Genomic DNA, 14,479 nt, shown 5'->3' on the forward strand with positions numbered 1-14,479 from the left:
GGGATTCACCGACCAGGTCGGCAGCTCGCTCCTCATGCGCCGATCGACAGATCCGCTGTTGGTTCCGCTTACTCGCCGGCCGTGATCAAGAGGCCGCAACTTGACCTCTTCAGCACATCGGAGGTCTTACCGCGCCACAGTCTGACCGTGCTGTTGTCCGGGCGTCGCGGCACCATGCCGGAATCGGCGCCGCGGGTACGGCGTACCTGGTGGTGACACAGCGGATCGACGCCCGGATCCATCGCTCGGTTCAGCCGGAGATCCCGGACTTCGCCGAGTTCCATCTCGGTGTTCGGGTGCAGGGTGCTGTCCCGGCGACCAACTGGTCGGCTACACCTGACGGGCAGCGGACGAGCCGCCCGGTGTGGGGGAATCCCGGGCGGCCCGTGCCGAGCCTCGTCTACGGGACGGTCACCGGGACCGCTCCTGACGAGGCTCCACTGGAACGTCGTTCCGTGGTCAGCAGCAACCATGTCGTCCGCAGCCTGGCACCCGAACCCGTCGACGCGGATGAGGCCACGATGAGAGTCCTTTCATGAACCGACCTGACGGGAGTCAGTCGGCGCTGTCGGCGCTGTCGGCGCTGTCGGCGCTGTCGGCCGAGCCGGACTTCCGGGCCGGCGCCGGGCTGTCGGCGCTGTCGGCTGCCCTTGGCTTGCGGACGGTTGGTGGGCTGTCGGCGCTCTCCGCGGCACGGGCCTTGCGGGCGGTTGCTGGGCTGTCGGCGCTGTCCGCGGCACGGGTCCTGCCGACCGTAGCGGGGCTGTCGGCGGTGTCGGTGGCGTTGAGGGTTGTTGGAGTGGTCGCGGGCGCCTTGCGGATCGCGACCGGGGTGTCCACGGCGGAGTCGGTGGGTGAGTCGGCCGACTCGGGCGAGCGGTCCGGCCAACCGGGGTCGCCTGGGCTGTCGTAGGCGGAGGCGGCAGAGTCCAGCGGTGACTGGTTCGGGGAGTTCGGCGACTCCGGAGAGTCGTCCACCGCAGTGGCGCCGAACGGCCCGGATGTGTCCACGCTCGACCCGACCGCGCTCTGGTCGTTGAGGGTGATCCCGGGAGCGGCGACAGCGATGCTGCCGACCCCCAGGCCGGACACCGCCGCGACAGCTCCGACGATGGCCCATCTACGCGTGTTCGACATGACGCTTCCTTTCGTTGAGTTCGTACGACGAGTGACTGCGAGCGCTCGGTTCACACGCGCTGGTGACCCAGCGCTCGACCAGCACAAGCCGGTCCCGCGTGGCCGCGCGCCAGCCGGGCTCCTGGACCCGGTGCGGACCCGTCGCGAGCGACATCACCACCGAGGCGACCCGGAGCCGCAGTTGCCGGGGGTCGACCGTCCGTTCGAACTCGGCGAGACACCGCTCGCCCAGTCCGCCGATCGCCGCGTCCCGGTCCGGGAAGATCTGCGCAAGGACACTCAGATGACCGATCAGACACGCCAGATCGTCGTACCGGTCACCAGGCCCGGCGGTGTCGACGTCGAGCAGGCCGGTGACGTTGTGCCGGGCGTCGACGAGAAGTTGGGCTTCGTAGAAGTCACCGTGCACCGGCACGACCGGGCCGTTCGACCCCTCGGTCACGATGGACCGCGCCAGGTCGCCGGCCCATCGGCGCAGCTCCGGCGCGGAGTCCCCGATCAGCCCGGCGTAGTGCCCGGTCTTGTCCAGCCACGACTGCCGCACCGGCCCGTCGAGCAGTTCCGCCGGCAACCGGTCGAGCAGGGCAGTCAGCGCGCCGGGATCGACGTACGGACCATCAGAATCCCGCACCGCGGACCGCAAAGTCCGACCGGGTACGGCGGTGAGCACGACAAGCCCGTCCGCCGACCAGCCCAGACTCCGCGGGACCGGAACGCCGGCGGCGGTGAGCAACTTGTGCCGCTCGTGCAGCGCCCTGACCTGGTCCGGACGGACGACCTTGATGAACAGGCGACCGGTCCGGCCGATCGCCTCGACCACTGCCCGGCGACGCGGCCGATAGGCCCGCAGTCGCACCCGCACCGGCCCACCACCGAGCCCACAACGCCCGAGCAGCCCCGACACCGCCGCACGATCCAGCGCCGGGGGCAGGCCCGGCAGCATCGGGTCGTGCGGCATCCGCCAGATCCCGACCCGCGACTCCCCGTCGCCGACCACGACGACGTCGGGTGGGAGCGGTTCACCAGCGGTGGCGCAGAGGGTCTCCGTGTGTACGACGGACGAGCCGTGCCACTGGACCGTCGTACGGAACGACACCGTGGCGCGGCCCGGGCGATGCTCGACGTGTGCCGGCCGCCAGTCGAGCAACCGGCCGCCGGAGGCCTCGACCGCCGCCGAAAGCAGCTCGCCGGCTTCCCGGCCGGTCAGCAACTGGAGCAGGTCGCCGCGTTGGTCCCTCATGACTCCGAGCCTGAAGTGCCCGGATGAGGCCCGGATGAGGCGTTCGTGAGACCCCGCTCATCCCGGTCCGCGGATCAGCTCACAGGCTCGAGCGCAGGTCCCACAGCAGCGGGTAGTAGCGGAGGTCGAGGCGGCTGCGGAGGTAGCCGGCGCCGGAGGAGCCGCCGGTGCCCGGTTTGGTGCCGATCATCCGCTCGACCATCACGACGTGCCGGGCACGCCAGGCGGCGGCGAGCTCGTCGTGCTGGAGCAGAGCCTCGGCGAGCTCCCAGACGGCGGCGTAGTGGGCCCGGTCGCCGGCGACCTTGCGGAGGGCGTCGCGCACGGCGTCCTCCGAGTCGGTGGCGAAACCGGCCTTCTCGAGGACAACGAGGAAGGCGTCCCAGAGCGTGGGATCCGCCAGCCGCCTCCCGAGACGCGCCTTCTCGGCGTCGGTCAGGCCGCGGAACCGCTTCACGAACGACGGGTCCTTCGCGCCCGACAGGAACTCGATCTCGCGGTACTGCACCGACTGGAAACCGCTCGCCGGTGACAACCGGTGCCGGAACTCGCCGAAGTCCTGCGGGGTCATGGTCTCGAGGATGTCGATCTGCTGCGTCAGCGTCCGCTCGATCGTGTGCACCCGGCGGAGCAGGTGCTCAGCCAGCCAGAGCTCGCCGGACAGCATGGCGTCGCGGGAGCCGGTCAGCTCGTGCAACACCTGTTTGAACCACAGCTCGTACACCTGGTGGATGGTGATGAACAGCAGCTCGTCGTGAGCCGGCGGGTCCGACTCCAGCCGCTGCTGGTCGAGCAGCTGACTCAGGCGCAGATAGCTGCCGTACGTGAGCCGACCACCTTCCTCACCGAAGTGGATGTCGACCCCGCCCCACTGTCCGGCCACCCCGTCACCAGTACTCATGAGGCCGAGGGTAGCCGACCGCTTCGTGACCGGTCAGCGATTCGCTCGTTGGGATTGACGTACGTCGATTCGAGGAGTTGCATGTCCGCCACGGTCCAGACCCCGCTCGTCCCGGGTCCTGTTCAGGGACCCACGCGTGAGGAACCGCAGATCGGGGCCTTGCTGCCCGACGACTACGCCTCGCTGGTCCACCTGGCGTATCTGATCCTCCCGCCGGCGGTCAGCCGGCAGCGGCGGGTGGACGAGGCTCACGCCGTCGTCCAGCGGGTCCTGCCGGCCGATGGGTCGTGCCCACGAGAGATGATGCGGCGGCGCGTCGTCCGGGAAGCGGCCCAGCAGGCGTCCCGGCGGACGGCGTTGTGCCGGTTGAGCAGCCTGTTCGCGCCGGCCGACCCGGCCGGGTTCGAGCCGTGCGCCCGGGACCTCGACGCGACCACCATCCGGGAGCGCGGCCGGCGGGGACGCGGGTTCGCGATCGTCGTCACCGCACTGACCACCGCCGCCGTGCTCGCGTCGTTGCTGATGTCTTGACGGGCTGAAGCGGTCCCCTTACCTTCGGTGACACCGCTGTCTTCCTACCGCCCCGGGGAGAACTGTGATGTTCGTTGGAATCGTTTCCAGCCTGAGCCTGCTGGTCCCACCTCTCGGCGCGCCACCGCCCGCACCCTCCACCCCGGCGGTCACCATGACGACTCGAGCGACGATCTGCAACAAGTACTGTGACGCCCGCGACCCAGCGCTCTCCCCCGCAGACCGGGCGCCGGTGTCCGCGACGCTGTTCGGCCGGACGATCACGCTGCACTTCGACGACGCGGACGCGATGGGCTGGGCATCGATCGAGAACGGCTCGCCGGGAGACGAGGTCTGGCTCGACCGCTCGATGGACGGCGGCCGGACCTGGACCGACGGCAGCCGGCTCGGCAACACCGCGATCCCGTCCGGACAGCGGGACCGGCGCACGCTGATGTACAACGTCGACGACTGGAACAGCCACGGTGTCGGCGCCCTCCGCGCCTGCGGCAAGGCCGGCGACCGACCGGACATCGTCTGTACGCCGTGGGCCCGGACCACGTGGAACGCGGGAGATCGCCGTACGGCGGCCGCCACCGCACAGATGCAGTTCTACAACTATGGGACCGGGCTCTTCGACACGACCGGCTGGTGGAACTCGGCCAACGCGCTGAACGCGGTGATCGACAACATCCGGGTCACCGGGATGGGCAGCTACCAGTACGCGATCGCCCGTACCTACGACCTCAATCTCGACGCGGCGCAAGGGCAGTTCCGCAACGACTACATCGACGACACCGGCTGGTGGGGGCTCGCCTGGATCGCGGCGTACGACCTGACCGGCGAGGCGCGTTACCTGCAGACGGCTCGCGCCGACGCCGACCACATGGCGGCGTACTGGGACGACACCTGTGGCGGCGGGGTGTGGTGGAGCGAGGCGAAGACGTACAAGAACGCCATCTCCAACTCGCTCTACATCCAACTGAACGCGGCGCTGCACAACCGGATGCCCGGCGGCCAGACCTACCGGCAACGGGCGCAGGACGGCTGGGCCTGGTTCCAGCGGACCGGGATGATCAGCAGCTCGAACCTGGTGAACGACGGGATCGACCTGAACACCTGCCGGAACAACGGCGACACCGCGTGGACGTACAACCAGGGTGTGCTGCTCGGCGCGCTCACCGAGTTGTCGAAGGCAACCAACAATTCGGCGTACCTGACCACTGCCCGGCAGCTTGCCGACGCGTCGACGACCGCCTCGGGTCTGCACACGACCGACGGCATCCTGCGCGAGCCGTGCGAGTCGGGTGATTGCGGCGGCGACGGACCGTCGTTCAAGGGTGCGCATGTTCGCGGGCTGGCCAAGCTCAACGAGGCGCTGCCCGATCATCCGTACACGACGTATCTGCGGCGGCAGGCCGACCGTGCCTTCGCGTCGGACCGTACGGCGATGGACCAGTACGGACTGCGCTGGTACGGACCGGTCGACAAGCTCGACGCCGCCCGGCAGCAGTCCGCGCTCGACCTGCTGAATGGAAGCTCTGACCCGGGGTAACTTGCAGGGCATGAAGCGACGGGAGACGTTGCTGCGCGTGCGTCGGGAGAACAGCTGCGTCTTCACGCTCACACTGATCCTCGACCCGGACGGCGGCGAGCGTGGCATCACGTTCACCGAGTTCTACGACTACGGGCCGCTGGGTGACGATCCTGGCCGCGAGTACGGCTACAGCGTGCACGCGCCGTACGACACCTTGGACGCGCTGGCGAACCACTACGCGCCGGACGCGCCCGGGCCGGCGGCGGACCGGTTGGCCGAAGGTCTCCGCACCGCACTTCACGACGGCGACCGCCTCGGCCTGAAAGGCAGTCAACACCGAGTCCTCGAAGGTTTCGAACTGGCCGGCGTCCCCGCAACCACCAGCATCTGGAGCTGGATCAACGACTAGAACACGGCGCTTCGCCGAACGAACTGTGGACAGCCGAACCACAAACCACCTGAGGCACGCATAGGGTGCAACGGACGTGCTTGTGGGCTGTGAAGCAGAGGCATGTGGTGAGGAGCGCGATGCAGCTGAGCCGCCGTGGTGGACACGGTGCGGAGACATCCGCGACTCAAGCCGTGCGTGCACAACGGTCCACCGTCTTCTCACGCCGCCGCCTTCCGGACGGGTGCACGGGTGGTACGTCTGCCGACTCTCCCTGGTCCGCGGCCGGCGCCTGCCGCCGGAGGCGCCCTGAGGAGCAGCAGCCGCCGCAGGCGGCATCCGTCTGGTGGAGGTGAGCGGTGGTTGAGGAGCGGTTGTTCGGGGTGCAGCGGCAGGAGCGCTTGATGGGGGAGCTGCGGCGGCACGGGGCGATCAGGGTGCGGGAGTTCGCCGCGTTGGTCGGGGTGAGCGAATTGACGGTGCGGCGAGACATCGCGGCGTTGGCGGCGCGGAACCTGGTGACCAAAGTGCACGGCGGTGCGACGCTGCCGACGGATCTGGGGCCGGTGGCGCCGGTACGGCGGCGGGCGACCGGGCCGCCGCGGTTCACGGTCAGGATGGTGGTGCCATCGCTGGACTACTACTGGCCGGCGATCGTGGGCGGCGCGCGGTCCGCGGCGGTTGCTCAGGACGTCCAGCTCCAGTTGCGCGGGTCCACGTACGACTGGGCCGAGGACCAGCGCCAGATCACCCGGCTGATCGAGGCCCAGCAGGTCCAGGGGCTGTTGCTCGCGCCGAACCTGGACGGCGACGACGTCCCGGAGATGATCCAGTGGATCGGCGACCTGCCGGTCCCGGTGGTCCTGATCGAGCGGCAACCACCGCGCTGGACCCCGACGAAGAACCAGCTGGAGTGGGTTCGCAGCGACCACGCCCTCGGCGTCGAGATCGCCGTTCGTCATCTCCACCAGCACGGTCACCGCAGCATCGGCCTGGTGCTGTCGAAGGGCAGCCCGACCTCGGCGCATCTCGAGCACGGGTGGCAGCAGGTCTGCGCCGACCTCGGCCTGTCCCCCGGCCTGATCGTCCGCGAGTCGGTGCGGATGGAGAACCCCTCGCACCGAGACACCATCGACCACCTGCTCGCCCGCTGCCACGCCACCGCAACGACGGCCCTCGTCGTGCACTCCGACCCGGACGCGATGTCGATCGCGCAGTAATGCGCCGAACGCGGCATCGCGATCCCGGAAGAGCTGGCGATCGTTGCCTACGACGACGAGGTCGCGCAGCTCGCCGAGCCGTCGCTGACCGCGGTCCGCCCACCGAAACCCATGGTCGGCCGGACCGCGGCCGAGCTGATCCTGTCCCGGCTGGTCGAGGGCCGGCGGCGGCCGACGCAGCGGATCCTGATCGCCCCGGAGCTGATCATCCGCGACTCGTCGATCCCCCTGCGGCCGCGCTGACGGTCAGCCGGCGGCGGGTCGCCGGGATCCGGAGCCCGGCGCGGGGAGGTAACCGCGGAGGAAGACGCGCACCCCGGCTTGCACCATCGATTCCCGGTCGGGTTCGCGGTTGGCGCCGACGCCGTGGTGGAAGGGCACCGCGCCCTGCACGAGCAGCATGAGGTGGGACGCCGCCAGCTTCGCGGCCGCGTCCGGGTCGTTCTCAGCGGGAACGCCGAGCGCCAGCAGGCCACGATCGGCGAGCTGCCGCAGCCGGTCCGCGAGGGCTCCGACCACCCGCCGGGGTCCGGCGTCCTGCCAGGCCTCGATCGCCGCCGGCGGGATGTGGTCGAGGTCGGCGTTGACGTGCCGCACCAGCGAGAAGTGGTCACGGAAGCCCGTCATCGGTTCGGTCAGCTCCAGGCCGAACGCCTCCAGGTCGGCTTCGAGGTGGACGACCTTCCCGAGGTGCCGCTCGACGATCGCGATCTGGGTGTCGGCCACCCTGGTCGCGCTCTCCTGGATCACCGACTCGAACAACCCGGCCTTGTTGCCGAAGTGGGCGTAGATCGTCCGGGTGGACACTCCCGCGGCCGCCGCGATCGCGTCGATGCTCGCCCGTGCGTACCCGTCCCGCCCGAACTCCGTGAGCGCACCGTCGAGGATCGCCCGCCGCTTGTCCGATCTGCCGCCGCTCACGGCCGGCTCCTCTCCGCCGAAGTACAACCAACGTTTTACTATTTGCCATCTGCGTTGTACTTTAGCCGGGAGTGCACTCGGTACGTCATCGGACACCTCGCAAAGGAGACGTTGTCATGTCCTTCACCCAGGACGAGATCGAGTACATCCGGACCCAACCGGTCGGCCGGATCGCCACCGTCGCGACCGACGGCCAGCCGGACACCGTCCCGGTCGGCATCGAGTACGACGGGACGTACTTCTACCTCGGCGGCGGGCACAAGCCCGAGCGGACCAGGAAGTACCTGAACGTCGACGCCGGCAACACCAAGGTGGCGCTGCTCTGGGACGACGTGGTCAGGACGTCCCCGTGGACGCCGCGGTTCCTGCGGGTCTACGGAACGGGCGACTTCGTGGAGCACACCGGGATGTTCGGGCCGGGGTTGTACCTGCGGGTCACGCCGACGGTGTCGTGGAGCTGGAACCTCGAGGCGCTGCCGTTCGACGGCTCCGACGACCGCAGGTTCGAGCCGAGGCGAACGGTTCATCGGGTCGACGCCGAGTCGGCGGCCTGACCGGTCGCCCGGGTGGGCGGGTCAGGAGCCCATCGGCAGGTGGTCGACCCGGCCGTCCGCCCACTCCACGCGGATCGTGTCGTCCTCGACGGACACGACGGGCGCTCGCTCGGGTGATCCGCCGAGGGTGATCACGGCCGTGTGGACCACGCCGGCGGCGGGACGCGTTCTGGCGTAGGGGATCGCGGTGTGATTGCCCGTCGGGCTCGCCTCGGTGAGACGCCGTACGCCGTACTCGAAGTCGATGCCGGAGGCGACCGCTGACAGCAGTCCGGTCGCCGTCACCTTCGCCTGGTGGTCGTCGACGGTCTCCGCCGGCTGTTCGGCGGCCGACAGCGGCCAGCCGCTGAACTCCAGCTGCCACGACGGATCCAGGTCACCCGAGACCACCGCCGCCCGGACCTCGTGACTGCCGTGCAGCACCGATCCGACGACGATGCGCGGTCCCTCGGACACGCTGCCGCCGCGTCCCGAGCCGTGATCGGCGCCCGTGTCCTCGTCGGTCCGCACCCAGTGCGCCGACGCCACCGAGACGCCGGTCCGCACGGTCGTGAAGCCGTTGCGATGACTCGGACCGAGCTCGGGGTGCACGATCGCCACGCTGTTCTCGATCGCTCTCGACCAGGCCTCCTGGTCGAGCGGCGGCATCGTGTGCGTCGAGTACCCGAGCCGCGCGTAGAGCGGCGAGTCGGCCCGCCGGTCCCCCGGCACGGAGTGATCGGTCCCGTGATTGACGATCCGTACGACGCCGTCCGCCTGGGTCCCACTGACGATCCAGCCCGGCTCCGGCACCTCCAGCGTGAAGTCCCCGGTCTCCACCGGCAACGGCTCCTCGGTCGCGGTCCACACCGCATGGTCGGCCGGAAGCATCAGCCCGAGCATGCCTTTGACCGCCCAGTACGGCGATCCCGGGCCGGAGTACGACTGCGCGATCCGCGGCCACTCGCCGTACCAGCCGAGGTTGAGCAGGCCCCGATCGTCGGGGACGTCGTGATCGAGGAAGTGTGCGAGCATCCCGGACGCCGCCCGCCGCAGCAGACCCGGTGGTACGTCGGTCGCGCCGGTGAGCGCGCCCATCCACAACGGCGCGGCGGCCGCGAACCGATAGGTGAGACTGCGCCCCTGGACCAGCGGCGACCCGTTGCCGCCGATCAGGTGGACGGCCGTCCGCAGGTACTGCGCGAGCCGGTCACGCCACCCGGACACCAACCCGGCGTCCACCCCCGGGTTTATGGTTGCCCAGAGCAACGGGTAGACGTGCAGCGCCCAGCCGTTGTAGTGGTCGAAGGCCCGCTCCGGCCCGTCGGCGTACCAGCCGTGGTCGCGGTACAGCGACTCGTGCACGGCCAGCCCGCTCTCGATGTCCTCGGCCGACCACGGTCCGCCGACCGACCTGAGGAACGTCTCGACGACGAGCTGGAACCAGACCCAGTTGATCGGCGGGTACGGTTCGCCGACCACCGTCGCCAGCCAGGCGACAATCCGCTCGCGCTCGGGATCGCCCAGCCGGTCCCACAACCACGGCCGGCTGAGGTGCAGCCCGAGGGCGATCGAGCAGGCTTCCACCTTGGCCTGGCCGAGCCGGTCCGGCCGCGGCCAGGCGTTCGGCGAGGCGGGGTCGGTGCCGGCCCGGAGACCGTCGGCGTACCACTCGGCAAGACCGTGCGGATCGTTGCCGTGCTCGCCGTGCAGCCGGATCCCGGCCAGCAGGAACGAGCGCGCGAAGGCCTCGAGCGAGTCGCTGTCCCCGCCATACGCGCTCGGCTGACCGGGCAGGTCGATCCGGGCGTGGTCGGGTGACACCCACGGCCGCAGGGCCAGCAACAACCCGTCGGCCGTCGCCGCCCAGATGTCTCGGGTCAGCCCGGTGTAGGGCGCGTCGGTCACGGTCGCTCTCCTCTGCGGACGGTCAGGCGGAACGCGGTACCGGTGCAGTCGATGACCAGCCGGTGCACAGTCGGGCCCCAGACACCTTCCAGCAGCGGATCGTCGACGGCTCGCTCCTCCAGCCGCCCGGTACCCAGGCCGGCATCCCAAGTCAGCTCCGCGATGCCACCGGCCAGGGTCTCGACCAGGAGCCGGCCGGCCTCGTGCCGGAGCGGCGTACCCGCGATCACGACGTGCTGGACCGCAGAGCCTGCCCATTCGTCGTCGATCCTGATGGCGTCGTCCAGCGTCGCCACCCGGCGGTATCCCGGAGCTGCGGGATAGGCGCCTGCGAGCTGAAGCGCCAGCGAGTTCTCGCTCGCCACCAGGTCTTCAGCCCTGTACCGCGCACCAGGGCGCTGCTCCTGGCCGTTGACGACCGGGACGTTGTGCCACTCGCTGCGGACGACCCACTGCTCGTAGCGGCGTTCGGAGAAGGACAGCGCCGTGTACGTCGGCTGACCGAGGTCGATGAGCACCGGTGTGGAGTCGAGCGCGGCGATGAACGAGCCGACGTCGTTGTGGTTGTGGTTCTCGTCGTTGTGCCCGCCTTTGATCGCGAGGGTCAGTCCGCTGTCGTTCCGGGCGACGAACAGCTGGACATCCGGCAGCCAAATCGACTTGGGCAGCGGTAGCTCGGCCTTGGCCGCGGTCCGCCAGTCGTCGTCGATCAATCCCAGCAACGCGCGGCCCAGTCCGGCGGCAGGAGCGATCGGAAGGTCGCGGTGAGCGGCAGCCTGGGCCATCACCTCCGGATCGTCGTGCCGGCGACCCCAGCGGTGGAGGACGTGCCAAGGCTGGTTCGGGTCCGGCCGGGCGGAGCCGTCGGCGACGTTGACGTACCAGCCGTCGCCGAGCGCGACCCGCTGCGGATAGCGGGCCAACTCGGCGAGCGGCGGACAGGACCAGGGAGCGAAGGCGCCGTCGGTGACGCGGTCGAGGACGTCGAGCGCGAGGGCCAGCCGGGCCGGCCCGTTCCACCAGTAGGCGTATCCCTCGTCGCAGCCACCGTCGGCAGGTAGCGCTGTGAGGTAGCGGTCGAGACCGTCGACGACGAGGTCGGCGACCTCCAGCCGGACCTGCGGGTCGTCCTCGAGGAACAGGGCAGCCGCGAGTACGTGCCCGTGGATCCAGGGGTTCCAGTTGTGCAGACGACCGGCAAGCCCGAGCCAGTGCCAGCGGCGGTCGGTCAAGAACGGCCGGATCACGCGCCGGCCGGCCTCGCGCCGCATGCGCCGCCGCAGCCCCCGAACCCGTTCGTCCAGCGCAGGCGCCAGCACCAGGTCCGCCCACGCGAGGATCTCCGCCGTCTCCGCGGCGCCGAGATCCAGGTACGGCTCGTCCGGGTCGCCGGCCACCTCGCCACGGGCTGTCGCGAACGACTCGTGTGCTGCCCAGCACCACGTGGTCTGCTCACACAGCAACATCAGTCCGTCGGCGGCCTCGTCGACGTACGCCTGCTCTGCCGTCAGTGCGGCGGCGAGCACAGCGGTCGACGTACGACGTCGCAGTTCGCCGGCCGGGTTCTCGTACGCCGTCCGTACGCCGTCACGCCAGAACCGGGCGTAGTCGGACAGAAGGGTGCGCGGCCATGGCTGATGCCGGTCAGCGTCCGCCTCGGCGAGGATCGCCCGGACAGTCTCCGGGTCGCGGCTCCCCCACATGTCCCGGTGCGTCAGGTCCGGCACGACCGCTCGGGCTTTCGCCAGCGCTCGCGCACGCCCGTCGACTGCCACCCACCGCTCCGTCAGCCTCACCCCACCACCCTATGGCAAACGTTTCCCGAAGCGCCGTCGAGCGCATCCGCGCCGGACCTGCGGGTAGTGCCATGATGTCCGGCATGGAGCTGAAGCTGTCGGCGTCGTACGACGCCACACCCGAGGAAGTGTTCGCGATCGTTACGGACGCCACCTTCCGCGAGCAGGCGTGCGAGAAGACCAAGGCGCTGTCGTACTCCGTGGAGGTGACCGAGTCCGGCGGGGACACCATCGTCAAGGTCCAGCGCGAGATGCCGTCGGACGACGTCCCGGACATCGCGCGGAAGTTCGTCGGCCAGACGCTGACCGTGGTCCAGACCGAGACCTGGCACCCGGCGAAGGCCGACGGGTCCCGCGCGGCCGACGTCCGCGGCGAGATCAGCAACACCCCGGTCACCCTCAAGGGCACCGCCGAGATCAGCGCCACCGGGTCCGCCACGGTCCAGTCGATCGACCTCGACGTGAAGGTCGCGGTCCCGCTGATCGGCCGGAAGATCGAGCCGTTCGTGGTCGACGCGATCCGCTCCGGCCTGCAGAAGGAACACGAGCTCGGCCAGGACTGGACCCACTGAGTGTCGCTACGCCGACCCGACGACCTCCGGTGGCAGTCTGAAATGAACAGCTGCCCCGGAGGTGAGCCAGTCGTGCGAAAGAGAGGCCGGCGGGCCGAGCAGGCCGGTGAGAACACACAGTTCTGCGTCTTCTGCGCCACTGTGATGCCGTTCGAACAGGTCGAAGCCGCCGATCACCTGGTCGACGAGCCGGACGAGTGGATCTGCGTCAAGTGCGGCTCCGCGCTCCTGGTCGACCCACCGTCACAGCAGTTGCACCGCACCGCCTAGGTCACGTCTCCCGATTCCCTGCAGTCGCGAGCAGGTGCCCGACGGAGTGCGGCAGGGTGGGAGAAGCCGCACCCTAGTCGAAGACCAGGGTGCGGAGGGCGACGTGGCCCTCCTCGTCGATGACGTAGTGCGCGTGGCCCTCGTGATCGACGGCGATGCCCTCGATCCGGCGGATGTCGCCGAAGTGGTGCACGACCTCGGCGCTGACGACCCCGCCGGCAGGGTCCGCCGGAAGCTCGAAGCGGATGTGCTCGGAGTCGGCGCGAGCGCCTTCCGGGTGGTCCGCGAGCACGGTCGCCGACTTCCCGGATGCGTCCAGGTCGCCGATGATCGCGTCGAACCGGTCGCCACCCCGGGTGTCCAGCGCACGCAGCCCGGCCGGCGCCTCGACACTGCCGACGTCGCCGAGCACCCAGACCCGGCCACACCGCGGTACGGCGTTCGGGTCGTCGAACAGCTCCTCGACGTTGTCGAGCTCGACCAGGACCGGATGACCATCGGCCGTCACCGGGTACCGCAGGCCGAGCAGCAGCCGCCCGTCCGCGCGGAACTCGGCGGCCTCGATGTTCACCGGGTGATCCGTCGGAAGCACCGTCCCACTCCAGCGCTTGGCCTTCTGCTCACCGATCGCGATGGTCGCGTCGACGTACACCTGGCGTCCCAACGGCCCCAGGGGCAGCAGCTTGACGTCCGCCAGGGCGTCGTTGATCGCTCGGTGCAGACCGTAGCGCAGCCGGACGATCTCGAGAGTCGGCCGGCCGCCCTGCTCGAGAGCGTCCGCGATGGCCCGCTCGCTCACCCGGGCGATCCAGGACCGCTTGGCCGCGAGCGGGCCGGCCTTCTTCCCAAACTGCGAACCCACCAGGTAGACGTAGCCGTCCCGGGACGCACACGCCTCGGCGTCCTCGGTCCTGCCCGCGTTCGGCCCGGCGTCGGCCAGGACGCGCAGCGCGGCCCAGTCCTCGTCGAGCGGCGCCCCGGCGGTGTGGACAAGCAGGGCGAGCGCGTCCTCGGCCGCGGCCTCGTCGAGCACCGTGACGAACGCCCTGTCCCAACCGTGGCGGTCGAGAACGCCGGGGCCGAACACGCGGCACAGGTCGGAGGCTTCGTTCGGCTCCAGGTGCAGATCGGTTCGGTGCAGATCGGTTCGGTGCATACCGGGGAAACGACGCAACCGGCTCACCTACTCCCGATCCCACCGATTCCCGGGTAATCCCCGACCAGCCCTGAACTCACCCCTGATCCGGGTAGCGGCAGTCCGTGGGCCGCCACCCACCACCAGTTCTTTCCCCTCAGCCCTGGTGCGGGGTAGTGGTAGTCGGTGGGCCGCCACCCATCACCAGTTCTTTCCCCTCAGCCCTGGTGCGGGGTAGTGGTAGTCGGTGGGCCGCCACCCATCACCAGTTCTTTCCCTCAGCCCTGGTGCGGGTAGTGGTAGTCGGTGGGTGGTGCGAAGGTTTCCTTCATGGAGCGTGGGCTGGCCCAGCGGATGAGGTTCCACATCGAGCCGGCCTTGTCGTTGGTGCCGGACGCGCGGGATCCGCCG

At 70.0% G+C, this 14,479-nt stretch carries 14 protein-coding genes and 1 pseudogene; 8 read left to right on the forward strand and 7 right to left on the reverse strand.

Annotation, left to right across the window (positions count from 1 at the left end):
• Nucleotides 1–209 precede the first annotated feature (209 nt).
• A complete protein-coding gene (locus E1218_RS30080) occupies nucleotides 210–539 on the forward strand; it encodes a hypothetical protein (RefSeq protein WP_132326355.1) in 330 nt (109 codons plus the stop codon).
• Between the two features lie 16 nt (nucleotides 540–555).
• Here E1218_RS30080 and E1218_RS30085 read toward each other — a convergent pair whose 3' ends face one another.
• The 3 genes from E1218_RS30085 to E1218_RS30095 form a co-directional block, all read right to left on the reverse strand.
• Nucleotides 556–1,137, reverse strand: coding sequence for a hypothetical protein (locus E1218_RS30085; protein WP_132326357.1), 582 nt, complete (start codon nucleotides 1,135–1,137; stop codon nucleotides 556–558).
• Nucleotides 1,121–2,377, reverse strand: a complete 1,257-nt coding sequence (locus tag E1218_RS30090) for an aminoglycoside phosphotransferase family protein (RefSeq protein WP_132326359.1) — start codon at nucleotides 2,375–2,377, stop codon at nucleotides 1,121–1,123. The genes E1218_RS30085 and E1218_RS30090 overlap by 17 nt, the downstream gene beginning before the upstream one ends.
• 79 nt (nucleotides 2,378–2,456) lie before the next feature.
• Nucleotides 2,457–3,278: a tryptophan 2,3-dioxygenase gene (locus tag E1218_RS30095; RefSeq protein WP_132326361.1), complete on the reverse strand. Its 822-nt coding sequence runs from the start codon at nucleotides 3,276–3,278 to the stop codon at nucleotides 2,457–2,459.
• Between the two features lie 81 nt (nucleotides 3,279–3,359).
• Between E1218_RS30095 and E1218_RS30100 the strand changes: the two genes are divergently transcribed.
• The 4 genes and pseudogenes from E1218_RS30100 (at nucleotide 3,360) to E1218_RS30115 (ending at nucleotide 7,176) form a co-directional block, all read left to right on the forward strand.
• Nucleotides 3,360–3,809: a hypothetical protein gene (locus E1218_RS30100; protein ID WP_132326363.1), complete on the forward strand. Its 450-nt coding sequence runs from the start codon at nucleotides 3,360–3,362 to the stop codon at nucleotides 3,807–3,809.
• Nucleotides 3,810–3,876: 67 nt separating this feature from the next.
• Nucleotides 3,877–5,343: a glycoside hydrolase family 76 protein gene (locus E1218_RS30105; RefSeq protein WP_132326365.1), complete on the forward strand. Its 1,467-nt coding sequence runs from the start codon at nucleotides 3,877–3,879 to the stop codon at nucleotides 5,341–5,343.
• Between the two features lie 10 nt (nucleotides 5,344–5,353).
• Nucleotides 5,354–5,734 carry a hypothetical protein gene (locus E1218_RS30110; protein ID WP_132326367.1) on the forward strand — a complete coding sequence of 127 codons (381 nt, stop codon included), beginning with the start codon at nucleotides 5,354–5,356 and terminating at the stop codon, nucleotides 5,732–5,734.
• A gap of 362 nt (nucleotides 5,735–6,096) precedes the next feature.
• Nucleotides 6,097–7,176, forward strand: a pseudogene (locus tag E1218_RS30115) (substrate-binding domain-containing protein).
• 3 nt (nucleotides 7,177–7,179) lie between these two features.
• Here E1218_RS30115 and E1218_RS30120 read toward each other — a convergent pair.
• Complete coding sequence (locus E1218_RS30120; RefSeq protein WP_132326369.1) at nucleotides 7,180–7,854, reverse strand: TetR/AcrR family transcriptional regulator; 675 nt, start codon at nucleotides 7,852–7,854, stop codon at nucleotides 7,180–7,182.
• 116 nt (nucleotides 7,855–7,970) lie between these two features.
• Here E1218_RS30120 and E1218_RS30125 point away from each other — a divergent pair, with 116 nt between their 5' ends.
• Nucleotides 7,971–8,408 carry a PPOX class F420-dependent oxidoreductase gene (locus tag E1218_RS30125; RefSeq protein WP_132326371.1) on the forward strand — a complete coding sequence of 146 codons (438 nt, stop codon included), beginning with the start codon at nucleotides 7,971–7,973 and terminating at the stop codon, nucleotides 8,406–8,408.
• Nucleotides 8,409–8,429: 21 nt separating this feature from the next.
• On the opposite strand, the gene E1218_RS30130 is transcribed toward E1218_RS30125, so the two are convergent.
• Nucleotides 8,430–10,295, reverse strand: a complete 1,866-nt coding sequence (locus E1218_RS30130; RefSeq protein ID WP_132326373.1) for a DUF2264 domain-containing protein — start codon at nucleotides 10,293–10,295, stop codon at nucleotides 8,430–8,432.
• The gene (locus E1218_RS30135; RefSeq protein WP_233712573.1) at nucleotides 10,292–12,091 is read right to left on the reverse strand and encodes a heparinase II/III family protein; all 1,800 of its coding nucleotides are present in this window, start codon (nucleotides 12,089–12,091) and stop codon (nucleotides 10,292–10,294) included. Before E1218_RS30135 ends, E1218_RS30130 begins: the two co-directional genes overlap by 4 nt.
• A gap of 83 nt (nucleotides 12,092–12,174) precedes the next feature.
• Between E1218_RS30135 and E1218_RS30140 the strand changes: the two genes are divergently transcribed.
• Nucleotides 12,175–12,663 (forward strand): DUF2505 domain-containing protein, encoded by a 489-nt coding sequence (locus tag E1218_RS30140; RefSeq protein WP_132326375.1) that lies wholly within the window; start codon nucleotides 12,175–12,177, stop codon nucleotides 12,661–12,663.
• Between the two features lie 72 nt (nucleotides 12,664–12,735).
• Complete coding sequence (locus tag E1218_RS30145) at nucleotides 12,736–12,933, forward strand: transcription initiation factor IIE subunit alpha family protein (protein ID WP_132326377.1); 198 nt, start codon at nucleotides 12,736–12,738, stop codon at nucleotides 12,931–12,933.
• A 73-nt stretch (nucleotides 12,934–13,006) separates the two neighbouring features.
• Here E1218_RS30145 and E1218_RS30150 read toward each other — a convergent pair whose 3' ends face one another.
• Nucleotides 13,007–14,089 carry a hypothetical protein gene (locus tag E1218_RS30150; protein ID WP_132326379.1) on the reverse strand — a complete coding sequence of 361 codons (1,083 nt, stop codon included), beginning with the start codon at nucleotides 14,087–14,089 and terminating at the stop codon, nucleotides 13,007–13,009.
• Nucleotides 14,090–14,479: the final 390 nt, after the last annotated feature.

Origin of the sequence: Kribbella turkmenica, assembly GCF_004348725.1 — a bacterium.
Lineage (GTDB): Bacteria > Actinomycetota > Actinomycetes > Propionibacteriales > Kribbellaceae > Kribbella > Kribbella turkmenica.